The sequence below is a fragment of the Streptomyces composti genome (assembly GCF_012034205.1).
Lineage (GTDB): Bacteria > Actinomycetota > Actinomycetes > Streptomycetales > Streptomycetaceae > Streptomyces > Streptomyces composti.
In genome coordinates this window covers 180,654-203,478 of the sequence record NZ_JAATEM010000001.1, presented here as the reverse complement: position 1 = coordinate 203,478, position 22,825 = coordinate 180,654, and the positions used below count along the sequence as shown (strand labels likewise).

Annotated in this window: 19 protein-coding genes and 1 pseudogene; 9 read left to right on the top strand and 11 right to left on the bottom strand. The window is 72.3% G+C overall.

Annotated features, from left to right (window positions below; all coding sequences use genetic code 11):
• Positions 1-82: 82 nt before the first annotated feature.
• Positions 83-1,342 (bottom strand): annotated as a pseudogene (locus HCJ93_RS00870) (extracellular solute-binding protein).
• Between the two features lie 235 nt (positions 1,343-1,577).
• Here HCJ93_RS00870 and HCJ93_RS00865 point away from each other — a divergent pair.
• On the top strand, positions 1,578-1,793 hold the full coding sequence (locus HCJ93_RS00865) for a dodecin (protein ID WP_167990127.1): 216 nt from the start codon (positions 1,578-1,580) through the stop codon (positions 1,791-1,793).
• A gap of 58 nt (positions 1,794-1,851) precedes the next feature.
• Here the strand turns inward: HCJ93_RS00865 and HCJ93_RS00860 are convergent, their stop codons facing one another.
• Positions 1,852-2,343: a phosphatase domain-containing protein gene (locus tag HCJ93_RS00860; protein WP_167990126.1), complete on the bottom strand. Its 492-nt coding sequence runs from the start codon at positions 2,341-2,343 to the stop codon at positions 1,852-1,854.
• Positions 2,344-2,456: 113 nt separating this feature from the next.
• Here HCJ93_RS00860 and HCJ93_RS00855 point away from each other — a divergent pair, with 113 nt between their 5' ends.
• A complete protein-coding gene (locus HCJ93_RS00855) occupies positions 2,457-3,470 on the top strand; it encodes an LLM class flavin-dependent oxidoreductase (protein WP_167990124.1) in 1,014 nt (337 codons plus the stop codon).
• 146 nt (positions 3,471-3,616) lie between these two features.
• On the opposite strand, the gene HCJ93_RS00850 is transcribed toward HCJ93_RS00855, so the two are convergent.
• From HCJ93_RS00850 to HCJ93_RS00840, 3 genes are read right to left on the bottom strand one after another with little or no spacing between them, the layout of a single operon-like run.
• Entirely contained in the window at positions 3,617-4,366 is a 750-nt protein-coding gene (locus tag HCJ93_RS00850) for a succinate dehydrogenase/fumarate reductase iron-sulfur subunit (protein ID WP_167990122.1), read from the bottom strand.
• A complete protein-coding gene (locus HCJ93_RS00845; protein ID WP_167990120.1) occupies positions 4,363-6,312 on the bottom strand; it encodes a fumarate reductase/succinate dehydrogenase flavoprotein subunit in 1,950 nt (649 codons plus the stop codon). The genes HCJ93_RS00850 and HCJ93_RS00845 overlap by 4 nt, the downstream gene beginning before the upstream one ends.
• Positions 6,313-6,315: 3 nt before the next feature.
• A complete protein-coding gene (locus tag HCJ93_RS00840; RefSeq protein WP_167990118.1) occupies positions 6,316-6,987 on the bottom strand; it encodes a succinate dehydrogenase in 672 nt (223 codons plus the stop codon).
• Positions 6,988-7,119: 132 nt separating this feature from the next.
• Here HCJ93_RS00840 and HCJ93_RS00835 point away from each other — a divergent pair, with 132 nt between their 5' ends.
• Positions 7,120-8,004, top strand: coding sequence for a LysR family transcriptional regulator (locus HCJ93_RS00835; protein ID WP_167990116.1), 885 nt, complete (start codon positions 7,120-7,122; stop codon positions 8,002-8,004).
• Positions 8,005-8,035: 31 nt separating this feature from the next.
• On the opposite strand, the gene HCJ93_RS00830 is transcribed toward HCJ93_RS00835, so the two are convergent.
• The 3 genes from HCJ93_RS00830 to HCJ93_RS00820 form a co-directional block, all read right to left on the bottom strand.
• The gene (locus HCJ93_RS00830; RefSeq protein WP_167990114.1) at positions 8,036-10,180 is read right to left on the bottom strand and encodes a putative bifunctional diguanylate cyclase/phosphodiesterase; all 2,145 of its coding nucleotides are present in this window, start codon (positions 10,178-10,180) and stop codon (positions 8,036-8,038) included.
• On the bottom strand, positions 10,177-10,989 hold the full coding sequence (locus HCJ93_RS00825; protein WP_167990112.1) for an SAM-dependent methyltransferase: 813 nt from the start codon (positions 10,987-10,989) through the stop codon (positions 10,177-10,179). Before HCJ93_RS00825 ends, HCJ93_RS00830 begins: the two co-directional genes overlap by 4 nt.
• Positions 10,990-11,265: 276 nt before the next feature.
• A complete protein-coding gene (locus HCJ93_RS00820; RefSeq protein ID WP_167990388.1) occupies positions 11,266-12,189 on the bottom strand; it encodes an SCO0930 family lipoprotein in 924 nt (307 codons plus the stop codon).
• Between the two features lie 726 nt (positions 12,190-12,915).
• On the opposite strand from HCJ93_RS00820, the gene HCJ93_RS29805 reads away from it, so the two are divergent.
• The 3 genes from HCJ93_RS29805 to HCJ93_RS00810 all read left to right on the top strand — a co-directional run bounded on the left by HCJ93_RS29805 (position 12,916) and on the right by HCJ93_RS00810 (position 14,678).
• A complete protein-coding gene (locus tag HCJ93_RS29805) occupies positions 12,916-13,044 on the top strand; it encodes a hypothetical protein (protein ID WP_277350662.1) in 129 nt (42 codons plus the stop codon).
• A 54-nt stretch (positions 13,045-13,098) separates the two neighbouring features.
• On the top strand, positions 13,099-13,836 hold the full coding sequence (locus tag HCJ93_RS00815) for a bestrophin-like domain (protein ID WP_167990387.1): 738 nt from the start codon (positions 13,099-13,101) through the stop codon (positions 13,834-13,836).
• Between the two features lie 215 nt (positions 13,837-14,051).
• Complete coding sequence (locus HCJ93_RS00810; protein WP_167990110.1) at positions 14,052-14,678, top strand: hypothetical protein; 627 nt, start codon at positions 14,052-14,054, stop codon at positions 14,676-14,678.
• A gap of 75 nt (positions 14,679-14,753) precedes the next feature.
• On the opposite strand, the gene HCJ93_RS00805 is transcribed toward HCJ93_RS00810, so the two are convergent.
• The gene (locus tag HCJ93_RS00805) at positions 14,754-15,251 is read right to left on the bottom strand and encodes a hypothetical protein (protein ID WP_167990108.1); all 498 of its coding nucleotides are present in this window, start codon (positions 15,249-15,251) and stop codon (positions 14,754-14,756) included.
• Between the two features lie 332 nt (positions 15,252-15,583).
• Between HCJ93_RS00805 and HCJ93_RS00800 the strand changes: the two genes are divergently transcribed.
• Positions 15,584-16,252, top strand: a complete 669-nt coding sequence (locus tag HCJ93_RS00800; protein WP_167990106.1) for a class F sortase — start codon at positions 15,584-15,586, stop codon at positions 16,250-16,252.
• 60 nt (positions 16,253-16,312) lie between these two features.
• Here HCJ93_RS00800 and HCJ93_RS00795 read toward each other — a convergent pair whose 3' ends face one another.
• Both HCJ93_RS00795 and lysX read right to left on the bottom strand, forming a co-directional pair.
• On the bottom strand, positions 16,313-17,152 hold the full coding sequence (locus HCJ93_RS00795) for a polysaccharide deacetylase family protein (RefSeq protein ID WP_167990104.1): 840 nt from the start codon (positions 17,150-17,152) through the stop codon (positions 16,313-16,315).
• Between the two features lie 87 nt (positions 17,153-17,239).
• On the bottom strand, positions 17,240-20,515 hold the full coding sequence (gene lysX, locus HCJ93_RS00790; RefSeq protein ID WP_167990102.1) for a bifunctional lysylphosphatidylglycerol synthetase/lysine--tRNA ligase LysX: 3,276 nt from the start codon (positions 20,513-20,515) through the stop codon (positions 17,240-17,242).
• Positions 20,516-20,757: 242 nt separating this feature from the next.
• Between lysX and HCJ93_RS00785 the strand changes: the two genes are divergently transcribed.
• The gene (locus tag HCJ93_RS00785; protein ID WP_167990100.1) at positions 20,758-21,219 is read left to right on the top strand and encodes a universal stress protein; all 462 of its coding nucleotides are present in this window, start codon (positions 20,758-20,760) and stop codon (positions 21,217-21,219) included.
• 159 nt (positions 21,220-21,378) lie between these two features.
• A complete protein-coding gene (locus HCJ93_RS00780; RefSeq protein WP_167990098.1) occupies positions 21,379-22,821 on the top strand; it encodes an amino acid permease in 1,443 nt (480 codons plus the stop codon).
• Positions 22,822-22,825 lie beyond the last annotated feature (4 nt).

Sequence of the window (22,825 nt, the reverse complement as noted above, 5' to 3'; positions counted from 1 at the left end):
GCGCCCCGGCGGGGCGGCCACGCACCGCGCACGGTCCACCGGCCGACGGGGCGGCCACGCGCCGTCCCGCGGGTCGGTCCGGTCAGTCCCCGGTGAGGGCCGCGGTGATGCGGCGGGAGGCGCGCTCGGCCTCCATCGCCGGGTCGCCTCCGGTGAGCACCGCGGTCATGTACTCCTTGATCGGGTTGTCGGCCTCGACGACCCCCCAGTCGGGCGTGATGGGCGTGGCGCGGCCCCGGGCCGCGCCGGCCGCCATGGCCGCGACGGCCTCCTCGCCGGCCACGGCTGCGGCGAGGGTGGTCTTGTTGGGCACGTAGTTCATGGTGCGGGCCAGCTCGGTGTTCCACTTCTTCCCGGCCAGCGCGGTGACCACCTCGATGGCGCCGTCCGGTTCGCCGGCGGCGGCCGGGACGACGAGGTCCGAGCCGCCGGTGAACACGGCGCCGGGCCTGCCCGCGGTGCGGCCGGGGACGGGGAAGTAGCCCAGCTCGCCCTCCAGTTCCGGGTTCTGCTGCACGATGACCCGGGCCAGTCCCGGCACGGCCACGATCTGCGCCACGGAGCCCTCGGCGAACACCTCGGCCTGCGGCGGGTGCTCCTCGTCGGTGTCGGCCGGCCCTTCGCCGAGCGCCTGGAGGCGGCGGTAGAAGTCCATGCCGCGCAGCGCCTCGGCCGAGTCCAGCGTGCCCCGCCAGACTCCGCCGCGTTCCTCGGCGAGTTCGCCTCCCGCCTCCCAGATGAACCCGGCGAGCGTGTACCAGTCCTGCCCGGCCAGGTAGATCCCCTGGTTGCCGCCGCTGTTCAGCTTCTCGGTGACCGTGAGCCACTCCTCCTGGGTCCTGGGCGGTGCGGTGACACCGGCCTTGCGGAAGAGGTCCTTGCGGTGGATGACCACCCGGTTGGCCGCGTACCAGGGGATGCCGTACTAGCGGGAGCCCCAGCGGCCGGGTTCGGCCAGGCCGGGCAGCCAGTCCTTGTCCGGGTCCCAGTCGCGCAGCGCCTCCAGGGTGAGGTCCCGCAGCTTGCCGCCCTCGGCGTACTGGGCCACCTGGGTGTTGCCGACCTCGATGACGTCGGGGCCGTCCTCGCCCCGGCCCGCCAGCGCGGCCTGGATCTTCTCGCCGATGCCGGTCCACTCCTGGATGCGGATGTCGAGCTCGAGGTCCGGGTGGGCGCGTTCGAAGTCCTCGGTGAACCGGTCGAGGAAGTCCTGGGAGGCGCTGTGCCGCATCAGCCACACCGTGACGGTGCGCCGTCCGAATGCCTCGCCTCCCGGCATCAGCCCGCAGCCTCCGAGCAGAGCGGTGAACGCACAGGCGAGGGCGAGCAGTCGACGTCTCACGTGGGGGTCCTGTTCTCTGTCTGGCGGACAGGGTGGTCCCGACGTGGGGGGAGAGCGGGTGCGCTCGTACGGGTTTCGAGCATCTTGGTATGGACCAATGCGCAGGGTCAAGGGCCGTCGGGCGAACGGAGCCGACGCCTCGCGCCCGGGCACGGCTTGGGGCACCGTGGAGTGATGTGTGACACAGGCGGCACCGCCGGGCCCGGTGGGAGCCGCCACGGAGAGGAGCACCCGCATGTCGAACCACACCTACCGGGTCACCGAGATCTACGGCACCTCGCCCGACGGGGTCGACCAGGCCGTCCGCAACGGCATCGAGCGCGCCGCACAGACGCTGCGCAATCTGGACTGGTTCGAGGTGACCCAGGTACGCGGCCAGATCGAGGACGGCCGGATCGCGCACTATCAGGTGGGCCTCAAGGTCGGCTTCCGCCTGGAGGAGAGCGAGTAGTCCGCACGGACCGCCCGGCGACCGGGGGTCCGGCTCCGCGTACCGCCGCGGGACGGCGTCAGGTGCGGCCCTCGCGCTCCTGAGCAATCTCGAGCGCGTCCGACGGGTTCGCCCAGCGGGCCTGCAGCACGGTGAACCCGGCGCGCCGGGCGTCCGCGCAGACCAGCTCGTCGTCGTCGACCAGCACCCTGATCTCCCGGCCGCGGGCGAGCCGGCGCAGCACGGCGAGCTTGGTGTGGCGAGCGGGCCGGCGGTCGGCGTCCCCGCGCATGTACAGGGCGCCCTCGGGCAGTCCGTGCTCGCGGAGCCAGTCCAGCGTGTCCCGACGGCAGCGCTCGGGGCGCCCGGTGAGGTAGACGATCTCGCACGCGCGGGCGCTCTCCCGCACCATGGCGACGCCCTCGGCGAGCGGCGGATCCTGCGGGGCGGCGGCGAAGAACCCGTCCCAGTCGCGTGGCCTGCGCTCGAGGAAGTGCTGCCGGTGCGCGGTGTCGGCGAGCGTGTTGTCCAGGTCGAACACGGCCAGCGGCCGCCTGCTGCTGTCGGTCACACCGCCAGCCTAGACAACCGATACCCCGGCCGGGGCGGACCGGTCTCCCCGTGAGGGCGGGCACAGCGGCGCCGGGTGCGGAATCCTGGGGCGCGACCGGTGTTGAACCGTGCATGAGCTCCGTGATCGCCTCGGCCCGTTTCTCCGTCCTCGACCGCTCCCGTACCCGCGAGGGCCACACCGGCCCCGAGGCACTGCGGGACACCGTGCGGCTGGCGCAGGAGGCCGAACGGCTCGGGTATCACCGGTTCTGGGTGTCCGAGCACCACGGTGTGCCCGGAGTGGCGGGTTCGGCGCCGACCGTGCTGGCCGCGGCGGTGGCGGCGGCGACCCGGACGATCCGGGTGGGCACGGGCGGGGTGATGCTGCCCAACCACCGGCCGCTGGTCGTCGCCGAGCAGTTCGGCGTGCTGGAGTCCCTGTTCCCCGGGCGGATCGACATGGGTCTGGGCCGCTCGGTCGGTTTCACGAACGGGGTGCGCAAGGCGCTCGGCCGCGGCAAGGCGGACGCCGAGGACTTCGCCGCCCAGCTCGACGAGCTGCTCGGCTGGTTCCGCGGCACGTCCCCCACCGACGTGCACGCCCGCCCGTCCGAAGGGCTTGCCGTACCGCCGTTCGTGCTCGCCATGGGCGAGGGCGCCGCCATCGCCGCCCGGGCCGGGCTGCCCATGGTGATCGGCGATCTGCGCAGCCGTGAGCGGATGCTGCGCGGCATCGAGACCTACCGGGCGCGGTTCCGGCCGTCCGCCTGGGCGAGCGAGCCCTACGTCGTGATCTCGGGCACGGTCGCCGTGGCGGCCACGGCCGAGGACGCCCGGCGGCTGCTGATCCCGGAGGCCTGGTCGATGGCGTACTCGCGCACCCGCGGCACCTTCCCGCCGCTGCCGCCCGCCGAACGGGTCGAGGCCCTGCGGATGAGCGACCGGGAGCGCGACTTCTACGAGGCGGCGCTGACCGGTCACATCGCCGGCACCGAGGAGGAGGTCGCGGACCAGCTGGCGACGGTGCTCAGGGAGACCGGGGCCCAGGAGGTCCTCGTCACCACGAGCACCTACGACCGTGCGGCGCTGCTGGACTCCTACCGCCGGCTGGCCCGGATCGCGGGCCGGGCGGGCGACGGCCGGTGAGGCGTCCGCCCGGCCGGCTCACGGCGGGGATCCCGGTGGGCGGACACCAGACGGGGCCGGGATGAGCACCACACCCGGCCCCGCCCGTCCGCACCGTTCGGCGAACGTCTGTGATCAGCCGCCGCGGCGGCCCGCGCGCCGGCGGGTCACCGCTTGCCGGCCTTGCGGGTGGCGCGCAGCCACTCCTTGTTCATGCTGGTGATGGACGTCAGCGGGATGCCCTTGGGGCAGGCGGTGGCGCACTCGCCGGTGAGGGTGCAGCCGCCGAAGCCCTCCTCGTCCATCTGCGCCACCATGTCCAGCACGCGGGTCTCCCGCTCCGGAGCGCCCTGCGGCAGCACACTGAGGTGGTTGATCTTGGCCGAGGTGAACAGCATCGCCGCCCCGTTGGGGCAGGCGGCCACGCAGGCGCCGCAGCCGATGCACTCGGCGTGCTCGAAGGCGTAGTCGGCGTCCGGCTTGGGCACGGGGGTGGCGTGCGCCTCCGGCGCGGAGCCGGTGGGAGCCGTGATGTAGCCGCCGGCCTGGATGATCCGGTCGAACGCCGACCGGTCCACCACCAGGTCCTTGATCACCGGGAAGGCGGCGGCCCGCCACGGCTCGATGTCGATGGTGTCGCCGTCCTTGAAGGCCCTCATGTGCAGCTGGCACGTGGTGGTCCGCTCGGGGCCGTGGGCCTCGCCGTTGATGACCAGCGAGCAGGCGCCGCAGATGCCCTCGCGGCAGTCGTGGTCGAATGCCACGGGGTCCTCACCGCGCAGGATGAGTTCCTCGTTGAGGGTGTCGAGCATCTCCAGGAACGACATGTCGGGCGAGATGCCGTCCACCTCGTACGTGGACATGGCACCTTCGGCGTCGGCGTTCTTCTGCCGCCAGACGCGCAGGGTGAGCTTCATGCGTAGCTCCGCTGAGTGGGGTGGACGTACTCGAAGACCAGGTCTTCCTTGTGCAGGACGGGGGCGGAGCCCGTGCCGGTGAACTCCCAGGCGGCCGCGTAGGCGAACTCGTCGTCCTTGCGGGCGGCCTCGCCGTCGGGCGTCTGGGACTCCTCCCGGAAGTGACCGCCGCAGGACTCGGTGCGGTGCAGCGCGTCGAGACACATCAGCTCGGCGAGCTCCAGGTAGTCCACGACGCGGTTCGCCTTCTCCAGCGACTGGTTGAACTCCTCGCCGGTGCCGGGCACCTTGATGCGCCGCCAGAACTCCTCGCGGATCTGCGGGATGCGCTCCAGGGCCTTGCGCAGCCCGGTGTCGTTGCGCGCCATGCCGCAGAACTCCCACATCAGCTCGCCGAGTTCGCGGTGGAAGGAGTCGGGCGTGCGGTCGCCGTCGACGGCCAGCAGCCTGCGCAGCCGCTCCTCGGTCCCGGAGACGGCCTCGCGGACCGCGGGGTGGGTGGCGTCGACGTCGTCCTTGTGCGGGTTGCGCGCCAGGTAGTCGTTGATGGTGGCGGGCAGCACGAAGTAGCCGTCGGCCAGGCCCTGCATCAGCGCGGACGCGCCGAGCCGGTTGGCTCCGTGGTCGGAGAAGTTCGCCTCGCCGATGGCGAACAGGCCCGGAATGGTGGTCTGCAGGTCGTAGTCGACCCACAGGCCGCCCATCGTGTAGTGCACGGCGGGGTAGATCCGCATCGGCACCTCGTACGGATCCTCGTCGGTGATCCGCTGGTACATGTCGAAGAGGTTGCCGTACTTGGCCTCGACCGCCTTGCGGCCCATGCGCTTGATGGCGTCGGCGAAGTCCAGGTAGACGCCCTGGCCGCCGGGGCCCACTCCCCTGCCCTCGTCGCAGACGTTCTTCGCGGCGCGGGAGGCGATGTCCCGGGGGACCAGGTTGCCGAAGGACGGGTAGATGCGCTCCAGGTAGTAGTCGCGCTCGTCCTCGGGGATCTGGTCGGGCGGCCGGGTGTCGCCCTTGGCCTTGGGCACCCAGATGCGGCCGTCGTTGCGCAGCGACTCGCTCATCAGGGTGAGCTTGGACTGGTGGTCGCCGGTGCGCGGGATGCAGGTGGGGTGGATCTGGGTGAAGCAGGGGTTGGCGAAGTAGGCGCCGCGCCGGTGCGCCCGCCAGATGGCGGTCGCGTTGGAGTTCATGGCGTTGGTCGACAGGTAGAAGACGTTGCCGTACCCGCCGCTGGCCAGGACCACGGCGTCCGCGAAGTAGGTGTCGATCTTCCCGGTGATCAGGTCCCGGGCGACGATGCCGCGGGCGCGTCCGTCGATGACGATCAGGTCGAGCATCTCGGTGCGCGGGTGCATCTCCACCTGGCCGGCGGCGATCTGCCGGCTGAGGGCCTGATAGGCGCCGAGGAGGAGCTGCTGGCCCGTCTGGCCGCGGGCGTAGAAGGTGCGGGAGACCTGGACGCCGCCGAAGGAGCGGGTGTCGAGCAGGCCGCCGTACTCGCGGGCGAAGGGCACGCCCTGGGCCACGCACTGGTCGATGATCTCGACGGAGATCTGCGCCAGGCGGTGCACGTTGGACTCGCGGGCGCGGAAGTCGCCGCCCTTGACGGTGTCGTAGAACAGGCGCTGGATCGAGTCGCCGTCGTTGCGGTAGTTCTTGGCGGCGTTGATGCCGCCCTGCGCGGCGATGGAGTGGGCGCGGCGCGGGGAGTCCTGGTAGCAGAACTGGATGACCTTGTAGCCCTGTTCGGCGAGGGTGGCGCCGGCCGAGCCGCCCGCGAGGCCGGTGCCCACCACGATGACGGTGTGCTTGCGCCGGTTGGCGGGGTTGACCAGCTTGGCCTCGAAGCGGCGCTTGTCCCAGCGCTCGTGGATGGGGCCCGAGGGCGCCTTGGTGTCGGCGATCGGCTCGCCGGTCGTGTAGTCGGCGTAGGAAGTCATGGGTCAGCTCACCACTCCGGTCATGACGCCCACGGGCACGGCGACGAAACCGGCCGTGAGCAGCAGCGCGAGGACGTTGGCGACGGTCTTCAGGGCGCGGTCGCGGGTGCGGCTGCCCACGCCGAGGGTCTGCGCGGCGGCCCAGAAGCCGTGCCGGATGTGCAGGCCGACGGCGAGCATCGCCACGATGTAGATGGTGTTGCCGTACCAGGTGGAGAAGGTGTCCACGACGTTCTGGTAGGGCTTGCCGCTCTCGAAACCGCCGGAGTGCACGGTGCCGGTGGTCAGGTCGAGGATGTGCCAGAGGATGAACAGGGCGAGGATGATCCCGCCCCAGCGCATGGTGCGCGTCGCATAGCTGGCACGGGGCTTGCGGTGGACGTACTTGCTCGGGCGCGCCTTGATGTCGCGGCGGCTGAGCTGGTACGCGGAGACGGCGTGCGCGACGACGGCGAGGACGAGGACGACGCGGACGAGCCAGAGCGTCCACTCGTAGTGCATGAAGGGCTCGCCGATGGTGCGCAGCCAGTGGGCGTAGTGGTTGAACTCGCCCGCCCCGAAGAAGATCTTCAGATTGCCGAGCATGTGGACGACCAGGTACAGCAGCATGATCAGTCCACTGACCGCCATCACGGTCTTCTTGCCGACGGTCGAGTCCCACACGGTGCGTGCCATGGACGGCCGTCGGTCCGTCCGCGTTGCCAGAGCCATGTCATCAGACGCTAGGGCCGAAGGGCCCCATCGGTCCAAGACATGGTGCAGCTCGTTCCGATAGGCACTGCCTATGGGCGGGCTACGATGGCGGGCATGCAGTTCCAGCAGCTCCAGTACTTCGTGGCGGTCGCCGAGACCCGGCACTTCACACGGGCGGCCGAGGCGGTGCATGTGGCGCAGCCCTCGCTGTCGCAGCAGATCAAGGCACTGGAGCGGGAGCTGGGCGCGGATCTGTTCCTGCGCGCGCGGGGCAACATCACGCTGACCGACGCGGGTGAGGCGCTGCTGCCGCTGGCCCGGCGGATCCTGGCGGACGCGGAGACCGCACGGCACGAGGTGCAGGAGCTGGTGCAGCTGCGCAGCGGGCGGGTGCGTCTGGGGGCGACGCCGAGCCTGTGCACGGGTCTGCTGCCGGATGTGCTGCGGGCCTTCCACGACCGCTATCCGGGCATCCGGCTGCTGATCGAGGAGAGCGGCTCGCACGATCTGGTGCGTGAGCTGGCGCGCGGTGCGCTCGACCTGGCGCTGGTGGTGCTGCCGCTGCCGACGCCGTCACCGGCGCTGACCACGGTGGAGCTGCTGCGGGAGGACCTGGTGGTGGTCTCCTCCCCGGACGCGCCCAGACCGGGCGGCGGCAGGCGCTCGGTGCGCATCGCCGACCTGGAGGGCGAACGCCTGGTGATGTTCCGCCACGGCTACGACCTGCGCGAGCTGACCGTCGCGGCGTGCCGCTCGGCCGGTTTCGAGCCGTCCTTCGCGGTGGAGGGCGGCGAGATGGACGCGGTGCTGGGCTTCGTCCGGGCCGGTCTCGGCATCGCCGTGGTGCCGCGCATGGTTGCCTCCCGCGCCGGACGGGGGCTGCGGGTCACGCCGCTGGCACGCCCTGGACTGCACCGCACCATCGCCCTGGCGCACCGCAGCGACGTGGCGCCGCCGCGAGCCGCACGCGAGCTGCAGCGGATGCTGCTCGAGCGGTGATGCCCCGCCGGCACGGCCGGCAGACGCCGCCTCAGGAGGTCGCGTCCGCCAGGGTCAGCTCGTGCAGCCGCTCGGGCGGACCCGGCCGGGCGTAGTACCAGCCCTGGGCCGTGTCGCACCCCAGTATCCGCAGCTGCTCGGCCTGAGCACCGGTCTCCACGCCCTCCACGGTGACCGCGAGGTCGAGGCTGTGGGCGAGGGAGACGATGCCCTCCACGATCTTCAGGTCGACCGGGTCGGCCGGGAACTGCTGCATGCTCTGGGTGAAGGAGCGATCCAGCTTGAGCACGCTCACCGGGAGGCGGCGCAGATTGGCGAGGTTGGAGTAGCCGGTGCCGAAGTCGTCCAGGGCGATGTCGACACCCATCTCGGCCAGCCGGCGCAGCGGTTTCAGCAGGTCGTCGTCGGCGCCGATCAGGGCGGACTCGGTGACCTCCAGACACAGGGCGCTCGGCTCCACACCGGTGCGCTCCAGGATCTCCACGGTGTCCTGGACCAGCCCGGGGTGCGTGAGCTGGCAGGGCGAGAGGTTGACGTTGATGCGGAGCGGTCCCGTGGCCTCGGTGCCGCCGTTGCGCTCCTGCCAGGCGCGGGCCTGGCGCACCGACTGCTCGAGCACCCAGCGGCCGAGCGGCACGATCAGACCGGTGTGCTCGGCGAGCGGGATGAAGCGGTCCGGGGAGAGCACGCCGTGCTGCGGGTGCAGCCAGCGCACCAGGGCCTCGGCGCCGCGCACGCTGCCGTCGCCGAGGTGCACCAGCGGCTGGTACTCGATGAAGAACTCTCCGCGTTCCAGGGCGGCGGGCAGCGCCGTGGTCAGCCCGTGCCGGGTGATGGCGCGGGCGTCGGCCTCCGGGTCGGCGACCTCGAAGCGGTTGCCGCCCGCGGACTTGGCCCGGTACATGGTGATGTCCGCGCTGCGCAGCACCTCCGCCGCGCTGCGCTCCCCCGCCGGCCCCTCGACGATGCCGATGCTGCCGCGGACGGTCAGCTCCCGGCCGTCGATGCTGATGGGGGCGAGCAGCACGTTCATGATGCGGGCGGCGAGCTCGTCCACCTTGCGCCGGGTGTCGGGGCCGGTGGTCAGCGCGACGAACTCGTCGCCGCCGAGCCGGGCGACCATCTCGCCGGGCGCGGTGGCGCAGGACTGGAGCCGGTCGGCGACCTCCACCAGCAGCCGGTCGCCGGCCGCGTGGCCGAGGCTGTCGTTGACGGTCTTGAAGCCGTCCAGGTCCAGGTAGCACAGCCCGAACCGCTGTCCTTCGCCGGCGGCCAGTGCCTTCTCGAGCCGCTCGAAGAAGAAGGTGCGGTTGGGCAGGCCGGTGAGCGCGTCGTGGGTGGCCTCGTAGCGCAGCCGCAGATTGAGCAGCCGGCGCTCGGTGGTGTCCTCCATGAGGGCCAGCTGGTACTGCGGGTTGCCGTCGGCGTCCCGCAGCAGGGAGACCGTCAGGTTGGTCCACAGGACCGTTCCGTCAGGCCGGTAGAAGGCCTTCTCCACGTGGTAGTGGTCGCGTTCGCCGCGCACCAGCTCCTCGTAGAGCTTCCACACCTGCGGGGCGTCGTCGGGGTGGGTCCACTGCAGGATGCTGCGGCTGCGCAGCGCCTGTTCGCTCTGCCCGAACATGCGCAGCAGCGCCCCGTTGACCTGGAGGACGTTGCCCTCGAGGTCGGCGATGCCGATCCCTATGGCCGCGCCCTCGAACACCGCGCGGAACCGGGCCTCGGTGGCGTGCAGGGCCTGCGCCACCACGCCCTGGGCGCGCAACGCGGCCTGGGCGATGGCCTCCTGCTCGGCCAGGGTCCGCCGGCGCAGCGCCTCGGCGAAGCCGGCGGCCAGGGCGTGCTGCAGCCGTGCGCAGCGCGCCCGCAGGTCCTCGCGGTCCCCGTCGCCGCCGCAGTAGAGCACCAGGTAGGAGTCCAGGCAGTCCAGGGTGCGGGTGAGTGCGTCGGGGTCGGTGCAGTGCGCCTCCACCAGGGCGGCGCCGGCCGCCCGTCCCGCCTCCGGGTCGAACACCCGGGCGGTGAGGGCCTCGCTCAACCGCTGTGCCGCCGGCAGCAGTTGCTCCTCCAGCTCGGCCCGGGTCGACGACGTGGAGGTCACCGGGAAGACCGCCCGGCTCCAGATCGTGGTGAACCGGCGCAGTCTGTCCTCCGGCCCGTCCGGCTGTGCGCTCACGCCTTGCGCCCCACGCCCGCGAGACCGGAGAACGCGAACGGATCCTCGTCCTCCGGCGGAGAGTCCGGCCTCCAGCGCGGCGGCGACACAAGTCCCGGTTCCACCATGTCGTACCCCTCGAAGAACCGCGCGATCTCCTCGCGCGAGCGCATGATCAGCGGATTGCGGATGTCCTTGTAGACGTCCACCGCTCCCCCGGCCCGCTCCGGCGGCAGCGGAATGCCCTCGTAGGAGGCATGGGTGAGCACGAGCAGGCTGCCGGGCGCGAGGGCCTCGCGCAGTTCGGCCACCGCCGAGTACGGGTCGTCCGCGTCTTCCACGAAGTGCAGTATGGCAACGAGAAGCAGCGCGACTGGCCGATTCAGGTCGATCAGCCGGTGCACGCCGGGGCTTTCGAGGATCTCACGGGGCTTGCGGAGGTCCGCGGCGAGGATGTCCGCGTGGTCGTTCCCCTCCAGCACCGCCTGGCTGTGGGCCACGGCGACCGGGTCGTGGTCGACGTACATCACCCGGGCCCGCGGATCGGCCTCCTGCGCCACCTCGTGCACATTGCCGAAGGTGGGGATGCCGGAGCCGATGTCCAGGAACTGGGTGATGCCCTCGCCGGCGGCGTACCGCACCGCCCGCCGCATGAACGCCCGGTTCGCCTGCATGATTTTGGGCAGTCCCGGCATGAACTCCATGGCCTTGCGGGCCGCTTGCCGGTCGACCTCGAAGTTGTGCGATCCGCCCAGGTAGTAGTCGTACATCCGGGCGACGCTCGGCACCGTGATGTCGATGCTCCGTGGGGCCCAGGCGGGGCGCTCCATGTATCACTCCAAGGCGTAGGCGATCCGGTGTTCGACAGGAGGCTACTGATCGCCCGCCCGGGCGGCGACCAGAACCGGAAATCGACCGTCCGTTCCCGGTCACTGCCAGCGGCACGTGCGGATACTGAATGCCGGATCAGTACCCAGAATCCGGTCATTCGGCCGTTCCGCCGTTTTCACCGCACCGCTCGGCAAAACGGCCCGCCCCCCGCGCCAGTTGCGCGGGGGGCGGGCCGTGGCCGGGGCGCCGGAGTGGACGACACCCTGGGGAGGTTGCTACTTCTCCTGCGCTCCGACCGGCTTGCCGTCGGGCCGTACGGCGTACCAGGTGCCGCCCACGCCCTGACCGTTGGTGTCGCCGGGCTTCTTGTCACCGGCGAAGGTGTAGATGGGCCAGCAGTTGATGGTCTGCTGGTCGGCGCCGTCGGGCCGGGTGAAGGTCATGTAGCCCTTCTTCTGGATGCCCTTGGTGTCCTCGAAGGGCACCGGTGAGACCACCGGCCACTTCTGCAGACACTCGCCCTTGCACGCGGAGACGGGCTTCGGCCAGGCCTCGTCCTTCATGAAGCGGTAGACCGTCATGCCGTTCTTGTCGACCACGATCTCGCCGAGCTTCGGGTCCTTGCGGGTGGACAGGCCGAGCTGCTCGGCCGCCTGCGCCTTCTTGCCCTCGGGGTTGAGCGCGTACCACTTGCCGCCCACGCCCTGGCCCTTGACGTCGCCGGCGTTGATGTCCTTCACGTAGCGGTAGGCGGGCCAGCCGCCGATGGTGAGCTGCTTGGTGCCGTCGGCACGTGTCACCTCGCCGAGGAGGGACTTGTCGATGCCCTCGCCGGCCGTGGCGTCGTCGGCGGGCACCGGCGGCCAGGTCTTGGCGCAGTCGCCGTCGCAGTTGGACTTGGGCGGCTCGGCGACATCCTGGTCGAATCGGTACAGGGTGCGGCCGAGGCCGTCGGTCACCACCTTGCCGAGTTCGGCGTTGGTCGACACCGTCAGCTTGCCGGCGGAGTTGTCGGGAGCGGTCGAGGCCTCGGCCGTTCCGCCGGGGGCCTTTCCGGCCCCGGCGTAGTCACCGGATCCGGCCGCGCCCACGTTCTGGCTGCTGGCCGGCGGCGGAGCATCCTGACCGCAGGCCGTCGTCAGGGCCAGCACCGCCGCTGCGCTCGCCACGAGCGAGGCGGTCCGCCAGGAGGTCTTCATCGTCAACTCCACATCATCGCAAGGGTGTTGTGTTGCAGCGCCCTGCTGTGCCGCCGCTCGACGATGAGTACGCACCGAAGCACCTGTTGTGTTCAACGCGAGGCCGACTTCTTTTGTGACGCGAGTGGCCGGCGCCCGGGGAGACCCCGCCCCGCCCCCGTGGACGCCCCGTACCGCTCTCCGGCGACATTCCCTCATCCGGGGCAATCCTGGCGCACTCCGGCGTGGCCCGGTCCGGCTCCACCCATGATCCTCTCCGTGCAAGGACTCGTACCGACCCGATCCGCGCTCGCCGCACGGGCGTTGGCCGCGACCACGCTGGTCTGGGCACTGCTGGGTGCGCCGGGCGCGGCGGTGGCCGACGCCTGCGCGTACGCCTCGACGGGGCCGGAGGGCACCGAGGCGGTGGTGGTCGCCGGGGGCCTGCCCTGGCCGGTCCCGCCGTGCTCCCCGTCACCGGCCCCCACGCCCACCCCCACTCCACCGCCTCCTCCCCCTCCACCTCCACCGCCTTCGCCCTCGCCTCCGCCCGACCCGACGCCCACGAAGACCCCGCCACCGCCGAAGCCCACCCCCACACCGGCCCCCGCTCCCCCACCGCCCCCTGCGGCCCGCCCGGCGCCGCCACCCCCGCCCGGCCCCACACCCACACCACGACCCACGCCGCCCCCGCCCCCTACGCCCGCCCCGTCGGCCACACCCGAGCCCCGCCCGTCCGTGACACCGGTGCGCTATCCGCCGCACCGTCCGGCCCGGCCCAGCCAGCCCTCCCGCAGGGCCACGTCACCACTGACCTTCGTCCTGCTGATCACGGCGCCCGCGGCGGTCGCCGTGGCCGCCCTGCGTCCGCGCTGATCCCGACCGACTCTGGAGGACCCCTTGCCGGAATGGCTCGTTCTCACCCTCGCGATGCTGGCCGCCGGTCTCGTGGTGGTCGTCATCACCGTCGTACGCCACCGCAGGGCGTCCGACGACGAGGACACCAGCGAGACCCCGGACGTCATCGAGTACATGACGATGTGGATCGGCGTGGTGTACGCGATCGTCCTGGGCCTCGCCATCGCGGGGGTCTGGGAGGGACGCAGCGCCGCGCAGGACCACGTGCGGGCGGAGGCCGCGGCGCTGCACGAGATCAAGGAGCGGGTACGGGTCTACCCGTCCGAGGTCCGCGACCGCATCCGTGACGACGTCGACGCCTACGTCGAGCACGTGCTCACCTCGGAGTGGCGCAGCATGGCCGACGAGGGCGAGTTGACCGGGCGCGGCGCCGAGCTCCTGGACCGGGTGCGCCGCGACGTCACCGACTACGAACCCCGCACCGACTTCGAGGCCCAGGCCTACCAGCCCCTGCTGGACCAGGTCACCGCGGCCGACCAGGCCCGTACCGCCCGCGCGGAGTCGACCGGCAACACCATGCCGGGCGTGGTGTGGTTCGGCCTCCTCACCGGAGCGGTGGTCACCATCGGCATGATCTTCGCCCTCCAGATCCGCCGCACCGGCCGCGAGCTGATCCTCGCCGGCGTCTTCTCCGCCCTGATCGCCTTCCTCCTCTTCCTCATCTGGGACTTCGACGCCCCGTACAGCAGAGACGCAGCGGAATCCGCGGAACCGCTCCGCTACTTGTTCCCGCACCTTCTGCATTCCTGACGGGGTCCGGCCGCAAGGAGCCCCTGACACGGATCCGGCCGGGAAGGCGGGCGGCGCGCCGTGCGGGTCGCCCGGGCGGCTCAGGGGTGTGACCCGTTCGCTCTACTGCGATCGCGCGCCGGGGCGCGGGTTCCTAGCGTTTCGGGCATCGAGGCGCTTTCACGGCGTGAGCGGAACAGGTCCGCAGCCGCTCCTCGGAACCCGGAGGATTCACCATGCACGCGATACGCGTCGCTTCCGCCGCGCTGGCTGGCGCCGGCGCTCTCACCCTCGCCAGTGCACCGGTCGCCGGTGCCGAGACGGCCGCCGGTGCCCCGCCGGCGGCCGTCTCGCACGTCGGACGGGCCCCGGTCCTGGACGGCGGCATCACGCCGTTCGGTTTCGAGGTGAAGCCGAACATCGTGGAGCCGGGGGACACGGTGGGGTTGCGGGTGGAACGGGACGACGGGGGGTGCAAGGGGCGGGCGAAGGTCTCCTCGGCCGTGTTCGACACGGTGACCATCCCGCCGCGGCGTTCCACGGCCACGGCCGTGGTGGACCGGGACGCCCGGGTCGGGGCGGAGTACCGGGTGACGTTCACCTGTGACGGCGCCACCGGGAGCACGGTGCTGACCGTGGTCGGCGGTACGCCGGTGCCCCTGCCCTCCCCGGTCGACAAGGAACACGGGCACCGCTCCGAGGGGCATGACGGCCGTCATCCCAAGGGTGTGCACGCCGGTGAGGGCGGCACGCTCGCCGGGGCGGACCTCGGCAGGGTGGGGCTGGGCGCGGTGTTCGTCGCGGGGGCGCTCGGGGTGGCCTACCGGATGTCCCGGCGCGGGCGCACCGAGGACGGCGGCTGACGGCAAGGCTGCGCCCCGGAACCGCACCGGGGTTCCGGGGCGAGGCCCACGTGCGCGGCGCGGCCCGACGGCGCCTCAGATCCGCTTCTCGGCGCGGCGGCGCATCCAGAAGAAGCCGCCGCCGGCCAGCGCGGCGGTCACCAGGGCGCCGCCGATGGCGATGTCGGTCGGGGTCGCCCCGGTGGTGCTGGAGCCGCCGATGCCGCCTCGGACACCGCCGATGACGGTGAAGGCCGCGGGCCGGGTCAGGTTGCGGTTGGAGCACTGGACGTGGACGTCGTAACGGCCGGGTCTGGCATCGGGGTGGACCGTGGCGGTGCCCTTGGCGGTGCTGCTGCGTCCGCCGACCGGGGTCAGCTCGGTCCGGTGGAAGGCCTCGGACGTGGCGTGGCCGCCGTGCGGGCAGCCGTCGGCCGTGATGGTCAGCTGGCCGCCCGCGGCGATCACGCTGGGCATCACGACGATGTTGTGCGGTCCGGGGACCTGGCCGCCGTCGGCGTGTGCGGCCGGGGCGGCGAGCCCGAGGACGGCGACGGCGGCACCGGTGGCCGCGAGGGCACGTGGATTGCGCATGTGTTCCTCCGCGGAAGGCGCCCCGGGTCCCGTCCCCGGTCGATCGGCGAGAAAGCGCCTCCCGCAACGACAGTCGGGTGCGGTGCCCCGGCCCGCATGTCGGCGATGGTCCGTCCCGGTGAGGCCGTGCCCCGTGCCCGAACCGCTCGACCGGCTATCGCCGCAGGTCACGGACCGTCAGAAAATCTTCGGCCGGACCGCCTCGGATGGCGCACGTCCGCGTGCCCCGGCCACCCGTTCGCCGCTGCCCCGTCGCCGGTTGTGCGCACGGCACTTAGCGTTTGGCCATGCGCGAGTGACGCGGCGACGGCCGGGTCGAGAGGGGAAGGTGAATGTCTGCTTTCGAGGCGGGCGAACCGGAAGAGGAGCAGCGCCCCAGGAAGCGCGCGCCCTGGGGCGTGATAGCGCTGGTGCTGCTCACCGGGCTCGCGCTCATCCGCAACGGCTCCGGGGAGTTCGACGAGGGTCCGCCGCAGCCCGCCAGCGCGGCGGCCGCCGACACCCGCTCCGGCGCCGCGGTCACCCTGGGGACGGCCGCTCCGCTGCCGTTCGCGGTGCCGGACCGGGTGCGGATCCCGGCGATCAATGTGGACGCGCCGATGATCCCGGTGGGGCTGGACGCCGAGGGCTGGGTGGACGCTCCGCCGCCGGAGGACCCGAATCTGGCCGGCTGGTTCAGTGGCGCGGTCACTCCGGGCGAGAAGGGCACCGCGGTCGTCGTCGGCCATGTCGACAACCAGCAGGGCCCGGCCGTCTTCTACGGGCTCGGCGCGCTGAACAAGGGCCAGCGCGTGGAGATCGCACGGCGGGACGGCAAGACGGCCGTGTTCGAGATCTACGGCGTCGAGGTGTTCGCCAAGAACAGCTTCCCCGGTGAGCGGGTGTACGCCTCCAAGGGCGCCCCGGAGCTGCGGGTGATCACCTGCGGCGGCGGGTTTACCCCGCAGGAGGGCTACGACGGCAATGTGGTGGTCTTCGCCCGCCTGGTCGAGGTCCGCTGAGGGCTCGCACCGGGCGGGCGGAGAGGGCCTGCGGGCAGAAGAGGGCGAGGGCCGGCGGGCTCAGACGTACTGCCGGCGGGGCACGCCGATGTGGTAGCCGGAGTCGAGCAGCTGGGGCAGATAGTCGCGCAGCGCCCGGACACTCTGGGAGCGTTCGCCCCCGGCGTCGTGGGAGAGCACCACGACGCCGGGGGCGGCGCCGTTCTCCACCCGTTCGACGATGGTGCGGGTGCCCGGCGTGGTCCAGTCGAGGGTGTCGACGGTCCAGGCGAGGGGTTCCATGCCGAGTTCCGCACCGAGCTGGAAGGTGGCGCGGTTCCAGGCGCCGTAGGGGGCCCGGAACCACTGCGGGGGCTCGCCGTAGGCCTTCTCGACGACCTCGCAGGTGCGCTCCATCTCGGCGCGGATGCGGCTGCGGCTCAGGCTGGTCAGCAGCGGGTGGGACCAGGTGTGGTTGCCGACGACATGGCCCTCGTCGGCCATCCGGGCCAGCAGGTCCCGGTGCTCGGTGGCCATCTCCCCGCACACGAAGAACATCGCCCGCACGTCGTACGCGGCCAGGGTGTCGAGGATGTCGGGGGTGTAGCGGGGGTCGGGGCCGTCGTCGAAGGTCAGGACCATGGTGTTGCCGCGCCCGGTCATGCGCAGCAGCGGTGCGCTGCGCACGGGGGTCCGGCCGGGCACGGCGCGCGGCGGGCCGTATCCGGTGAGCGGCTGGAGGCGGTACGCGGACGGCTTGAGCGGGCTGCGGGCGGCCTGGGCGCCGGCCGCGGGCGCCGCCGGTGCGGCCGTCCTCCTGCCGGTGCCGGTGGCGAGCGCTCCGGCCAGCGCGGCGGCCCCCATGGAGGCGGCGCCGGCCAGCAACGCCCGGCGCCGCGTGAGGAAGTGACACTTCTGCATGAGACATCAGTCGCCCAGCGGCGGGCCGACGCACTTCAGCGACACCGGTGTGGCGGCACGAAACCACCCGGTCGGCTCAGTGTTCCGTCAACGCCGGCGCACCAGCGGGAAGGGCAGGGTCTCCCGGATGGTGAGCCCGGTCAGGAACATCACCAGCCGGTCGACGCCGATGCCGAGGCCGCCGGTGGGCGGCATGGCGTACTCGAGGGCGTCGAGGAAGTCCTCGTCGATCTCCATCGCCTCGGGGTCTCCCCCGGCGGCGAGCAGCGACTGGGCGGTGAGGCGGCGGCGTTGCTCCACCGGATCGGTCAGTTCCGAGTAGGCGGTGCCCAGTTCGGTGCCGAAGGCGACCAGGTCCCAGCGTTCGGCGAGCCGGGGGTCGGTGCGGTGCTGACGGGTCAGCGGCGAGACATCGGTCGGGAAGTCCTTGTAGAAGGTGGGCAGTTCGGTCTTCTCCTCGACCAGCCGCTCGTACATCTCGAGAACGACGTCGCCGGGTGTGTCGTCCTCGACGTAGGGCACGCCCGCGCGGTCGCACAGGCGCAGCAGTTCGGGCAGTTCGGTGCCGGGGCCGATCTCCTCGCCGAGGGCCTCGCTGATCGCCTGGTGGACGGTCTTGACGGGCCAGGTGCCGGAGATGTCGTACTCCTTGCCGTCCTTGCGGGCGACGGGTGCGCCGAAGGCGGCGGTGGCGGCGCCCTGGATCAGTTCGCGCACCAGGTCCAGCATCACGTCGTAGTCGGCGTGCGCCTGGTAGGCCTCCAGCATGGTGAACTCGGGGTTGTGCTTGTAGGAGACGCCCTCGTTGCGGAAGGTGCGGCCGAGTTCGAAGACCTTCTCCAGGCCGCCGACGCACAGGCGTTTGAGGTACAGCTCGGGGGCGATGCGCAGGTACAGATCGAGGTCGTAGGCGTTGATGTGGGTGGTGAAGGGGCGGGCGTTGGCGCCGCCGTGGATCTGCTGCAGCATCGGCGTCTCGACCTCGAGGAAGCCCCGGTCCAGCAGCCCCTGGCGCAGGGCCTGGACGGCGGTGGAGCGGCGCCGGACCACCTCGCGGCTCTCGGGGCTGGCCACCAGGTCGAGATAGCGGCGGCGGACCCTGGTCTCGGGGTCGGCGAGGCCGCGGCGCTTGTCGGGCAGCGGACGCAGGCACTTGCCGGTGAGCTGCCAGGAGGTGACGAAGACGGTGGGCTCGCCCTTGTCGCTGAGGGCGGCGTGGCCGGTGGCGGTGATGTGGTCGCCGATGTCGGTGTCGGCGCGGAAGCGGGCCAGCTCGGGTCCGGCCCCGGAGCGGGTGAGGGCGATCTGGTGGTCGCCCGACCAGTCGCGCAGTCCGGCGAAGAGGATGCCGCCGAAGTCGCGCACCGCCATGATCCGTCCGGCGACGGTGACGTCCTGTCCCGGGCGGACCTCAGCGAGGGTGTGGGTGCGGGCCGGTACGCCGACGGGGTAGGGGTCGGTGCCGCCGGCCCTCAGGCGCTCCAGCTTGCGGTGCCGGACCCGGAACTGGTCGGGCAGCCGGGCGAGCGGGTCGTCGGTGCCGGGCTCGTCCCCTCCCCCGGGACCAGGGACGTCCGGTGTGGGCAGGCCCGCGGCGGGGGCGGCGTGCCCGCCCCTCGCGTGCCCCTTGCCCAGGAGGCTGCGCAGCGACGGTACGGAGACGAAGCCCTCGGCGATGGCGGAGGCGAGGCCGACGCGGGCGAGGGAGGCCGCGTCGGCGTAGCAGAGGAAGCGCGGGCACCACTCGGGGTGGTACTTGGCGTTGGACCGGTACAGCGCCTCCAGCTGCCACCAGCGGGAGAAGAACAGCAGCAGGCGCCGCCAGAGCCGCAGCACCGGCCCGGCGCCGATCCGGGCGCCCTCCTCGAACGCCGAGCGGAACACGGCGAAGTTGAGGGAGATGCGGCGGACGCCCAGCTTGGGGGCGGCGGCGCACAGCTCGGCGACCATGAACTCGGTGACGCCGTTGGGGGCCTCGCGGTCGCGGCGCATCAGGTCCAGGGAGATGCCGTCGCGGCCCCAGGGGACGAAGGAGAGCAGCGCGAGCAGCCGGCCGTCCCCGGAGAGGGCCTCGACCAGCAGGCAGTCGCCGTCGGCGGGGTCGCCGAGGCGGTTCAGGGCCATGGAGAAGCCGCGTTCGGTCTCGGTGTCGCGCCAGGCGTCGGCCCGGTCGACGATCTCGCGCATCTCCTCGTCGGTGAGGTCGGCGTGCCGGCGCACCCGGCAGCGGGCGCCGGTGCGCCTGACCCGGTTCACCGCCTGCCGGGTGACGCGCATGTCGCGGCCGCCGAGGTCGAAGTCGCTGACGTGGAGCACGGCCTCGTCGCCGAGCTGCAGGGCGCCGAGCCCGGCGCGGACGAAGGCACGGGCGCCCTCCTCGGACGCGCCCATCACCGCCGGGGTCCAGGCGTAGCGGCGGGCCAGGTCGAGCCAGGCGTCCACGGCGTGCGGCCAGGCCTCCCTGTCTCCGACGGGGTCGCCGCCGGCCAGGCAGACCCCGGCCTCGACCCGGTAGGTGACGGCGGCCTTGCCGCTGGGCGAGAAGATCGCCGCCTTGTCGCGGCGGGTGGCGAAGTAGCCGAGCGAGTCGCGGTCGCCGTAGGAGCGCAGCAGGGCGCGGATGCGGGCCTCCTCGTCGCCGTGCAGGGCGGCCTCGAGGCGCTGGGAGCGGAACAGGGTGGCGGCGGCGTTCAGCAGGGCGAGCGCGCCGAACAGGCCGAGCAGGAAGGACAGCAGGCGCGGCGGGCTGCCGTCGAAGGTGCCGCCGGACATCAGGCCGCCGAAGACCCGGTTGGCGGCCCAGGGCAGCCACTGGCCGGCCGGCAGCCCGCCGGGGAACAGCGCGACCAGGCCCCAGCCGACGAGCACCGAGAGGGCCAGCCCGGCGGCGAGCACGGCGAGGGCCCGCCGTACGGCGGCCGGGCGGGAGAGGGCGTAGAACTCGCCGCGGGCGTGAACGAGCAGCCCCAGCGCGAGGGCGCACACCACGAACGACGGGACGGAGTCGGCGTAGAGGCCGGCTGCCATGCCGAGCACGTCGGCGAGCAGCAGCAGGGCGAGGTAGACGACCACCAGCCACCAGGCGATCTTCTTGCGGGCGGCCGTCGCGGCGGCGAGCAGGAAGAGGAAGACGGCGTAGGCGAGGTTGGCGCTGACGGGGACGAGCAGCAGCTCCAGCACGTCGACGAGGGGCCGCAGCGCGGTGCGCAGCGGCGGAACGACCGCCAGCAGCACGCAGAGCGCGCCGAGCAGCGCGAAGAACACCGCGAACCCCTGAGGCACCCTGCTCAGCACGGACCGTCCCGGCCGCCGTCCCGACTCCGCGGTGCCCTGGGCTCTGCCGGTGTCCACGGTGACACCCATGAAGTCGACTTTAGGAACACCTGACCGGACGCGCGCGCCGAACGGCGGCGGGCCGCGGGCCACCCGGGCGGGCTGCGGGTGGCGCGCGGGGACGGGCAACCCGCGGCGCACACGCGGACAGGCAGGATGCGCGTGCGCGGACGGGGCGGCGCGGGCCGCGGGTGCGCGGGTGGGGCTCGGGGATCGCGGGTGCGCGGGTGGGGCCCGGGGGGGGCGCGGAGCGTGTTCGATAGCCTCGCGGCGTGAAGGAACCACGTCCCGGACAGTTCGAACGCGGTACCGACGGGCCCAAGGTGATCGTCGTCGGAGTGGACGGCTCCGAGTCGTCCATGCGTGCCGCGGCCTACGCCGCCGGGCTGGCGAGGCGGCAGGGTGCGCTGCTGGCCCTGGTGTACGTGCAGCCGGTGATGGCGGCGGGCGCGGCGCTCGGGGCTCCGGTGGCGGCGGTCACCGACGAGATAGCCGAGGATCTGATGGCGCAGATCCGGGAGGCGACCGAGCGGATGCGGGGCATCTTCGAGGTCCGCTGGGAGTTCCACACGTTCCGGGGCGACCCCTTCAGCGGTCTGGCGAGGGCGGCCGACGACCTCAAGGCGGACGCGGTGGTGGTCGGCGCCTCCGAGCAGGCCGGGCACCGCTTCATCGGCTCGGTGGCGGTGCGGCTGGTGAAGGCGGGGCGCTGGCCGGTGACCGTGGTGCCCTAGCGGGTGCCCGCGGGACACGCGGGGCGCCGGGCGTCGGTTGCCGGGGTGGCGTGTGCGCCGGGTGTCGCCCGAGGTGTGCGTGGCGTCTTCCCTCCCGGCCGGGCCGGGGGCATCATGATCCGCCGTCAGCCGTTTGCCTGTCGCGAAGAGGTGAGGCGCATGGCCGGGCTCCGGATGGGTGAGGGCGTTCTCCGCCGCAAACCCATCGAGCACATCGAGGAGACGGAAGTCGGCGAGGGCACCCGGCTGGACCGCACCCTCGGCCTGGGTCAGCTGACCGCGATCGGCGTGGGCGGCATCATCGGCGCCGGTATCTTCACGCTCGCCGGCACGGTCGCCAACGGCACGGCAGGACCCGCGGTGCTGGTCTCCTTCCTGATCGCCGGTGTCGCCAGCGCGGCCGCCGCGCTGTCCTACGCGGAGTTCGCCGGGCTGATCCCGAAGGCGGGCTCGGCCTACACGTACGGGTACGCGGTGCTGGGCGAGCTGGCGGGCTGGTTCATCGGCTGGGACCTGCTGCTGGAGTACACGGCGATCGTCGCGGTGGTCGGCATCGGCATCTCCGGCTACTTCAGCTTCCTGGTGAGCGAGATGGGCGCCGATCTGCCCAGCTGGATGCTGGGTGCGCCCGGCACCGGCGAGGGCCACAAGATCGATCTGTTCGCCGCGCTGCTGTGTCTGCTCATCGCCTTCCTGCTGAACATGGGCATCAAGAACGCGGCCCGGTTCGAGACGGTGGTCGTGGTGCTGAAGGTGCTGGTCGTGCTGCTGGTGATCGCGGTCGGCGTCTTCCACATCGACACCTCGAACTACAACCCGTTCTTCCCGTACGGGGTGGGCGGCGCGTTCACCGGTGCGGCGACGGTGTTCTTCGCGGTGTTCGGCTACGACGCGATGTCGACGGCGGCCGAGGAGTCCAAGGACGCCCAGAAGCACATGCCCAAGGCGATCATCTACTCGCTGATCATCTCGATGACGCTGTACGTGGCCGCCTGTCTGGTGCTGACGGGCATGCAGAACTACACCGAGATCGACCCGGAGAGCGGCTTCTCCACGGCGTTCAAGTCGGTGGGTCTGACCGGACTCGCGGACCTGATCGCGGTGGGCGCCATCATCGGCATCCTCACCGTGATGTTCACCTTCATGCTGGGTGTGACGCGGGTCTGGTTCGCGATGTCCCGCGACGGGCTGCTGCCGCGCTGGTTCGCCAAGACCCACCCGACCCGGCACGTCCCGACCCGCGTCACCTGGATCGTGGGCGTGGCCTCGGCCGTGATCGCCGGCTTCCTGCCGATCGGGGAGGCGGCCGAGCTGACCAACATCGGGATCCTGCTGGCGTTCATGGTGGTGTGCACCGCGGTGATCGTGCTGCGCTACCGGCAGCCGGACCTGCCGCGCGGCTTCCGCACGCCGTGGATGCCGGTGGTTCCGGCGATCGGCGTGGTGTTCTCCATCTGGCTGATCACATTCCTGGCGTGGCAGACCTGGGTGCGTTTCGCGGTGTGGTTCGTCATCGGCCTGGTGATCTACTTCGGCTACTCCTACCGGCGCTCGGAGCTGGCGCGCCGTCCGGGGCCGGCGGAGCAGCACGGCGGCCGGTAGCGCC

Bases quoted from the DNA above. Each gene is read 5' to 3' on its own strand.
- lysX (WP_167990102.1), bottom strand. From the start codon at position 20,515: ATGGGTGTCACCGTGGACACCGGCAGAGCCCAGGGCACCGCGGAGTCG.
- HCJ93_RS00850 (WP_167990122.1), bottom strand. From the start codon at position 4,366: ATGAAGCTCACCCTGCGCGTCTGGCGGCAGAAGAACGCCGACGCCGAA.
- HCJ93_RS00780 (WP_167990098.1), top strand. From the start codon at position 21,379: ATGGCCGGGCTCCGGATGGGTGAGGGCGTTCTCCGCCGCAAACCCATC.
- HCJ93_RS00820 (WP_167990388.1), bottom strand. From the start codon at position 12,189: ATGAAGACCTCCTGGCGGACCGCCTCGCTCGTGGCGAGCGCAGCGGCG.
- HCJ93_RS00865 (WP_167990127.1), top strand. From the start codon at position 1,578: ATGTCGAACCACACCTACCGGGTCACCGAGATCTACGGCACCTCGCCC.
- HCJ93_RS00795 (WP_167990104.1), bottom strand. From the start codon at position 17,152: ATGCAGAAGTGTCACTTCCTCACGCGGCGCCGGGCGTTGCTGGCCGGC.
- HCJ93_RS00810 (WP_167990110.1), top strand. From the start codon at position 14,052: ATGCACGCGATACGCGTCGCTTCCGCCGCGCTGGCTGGCGCCGGCGCT.
- HCJ93_RS00855 (WP_167990124.1), top strand. From the start codon at position 2,457: ATGAGCTCCGTGATCGCCTCGGCCCGTTTCTCCGTCCTCGACCGCTCC.
- HCJ93_RS00840 (WP_167990118.1), bottom strand. From the start codon at position 6,987: ATGGCACGCACCGTGTGGGACTCGACCGTCGGCAAGAAGACCGTGATG.
- HCJ93_RS00805 (WP_167990108.1), bottom strand. From the start codon at position 15,251: ATGCGCAATCCACGTGCCCTCGCGGCCACCGGTGCCGCCGTCGCCGTC.
- HCJ93_RS00845 (WP_167990120.1), bottom strand. From the start codon at position 6,312: ATGACTTCCTACGCCGACTACACGACCGGCGAGCCGATCGCCGACACC.
- HCJ93_RS00815 (WP_167990387.1), top strand. From the start codon at position 13,099: ATGCTGGCCGCCGGTCTCGTGGTGGTCGTCATCACCGTCGTACGCCAC.
- HCJ93_RS00835 (WP_167990116.1), top strand. From the start codon at position 7,120: ATGCAGTTCCAGCAGCTCCAGTACTTCGTGGCGGTCGCCGAGACCCGG.
- HCJ93_RS00800 (WP_167990106.1), top strand. From the start codon at position 15,584: ATGTCTGCTTTCGAGGCGGGCGAACCGGAAGAGGAGCAGCGCCCCAGG.
- HCJ93_RS00825 (WP_167990112.1), bottom strand. From the start codon at position 10,989: ATGGAGCGCCCCGCCTGGGCCCCACGGAGCATCGACATCACGGTGCCG.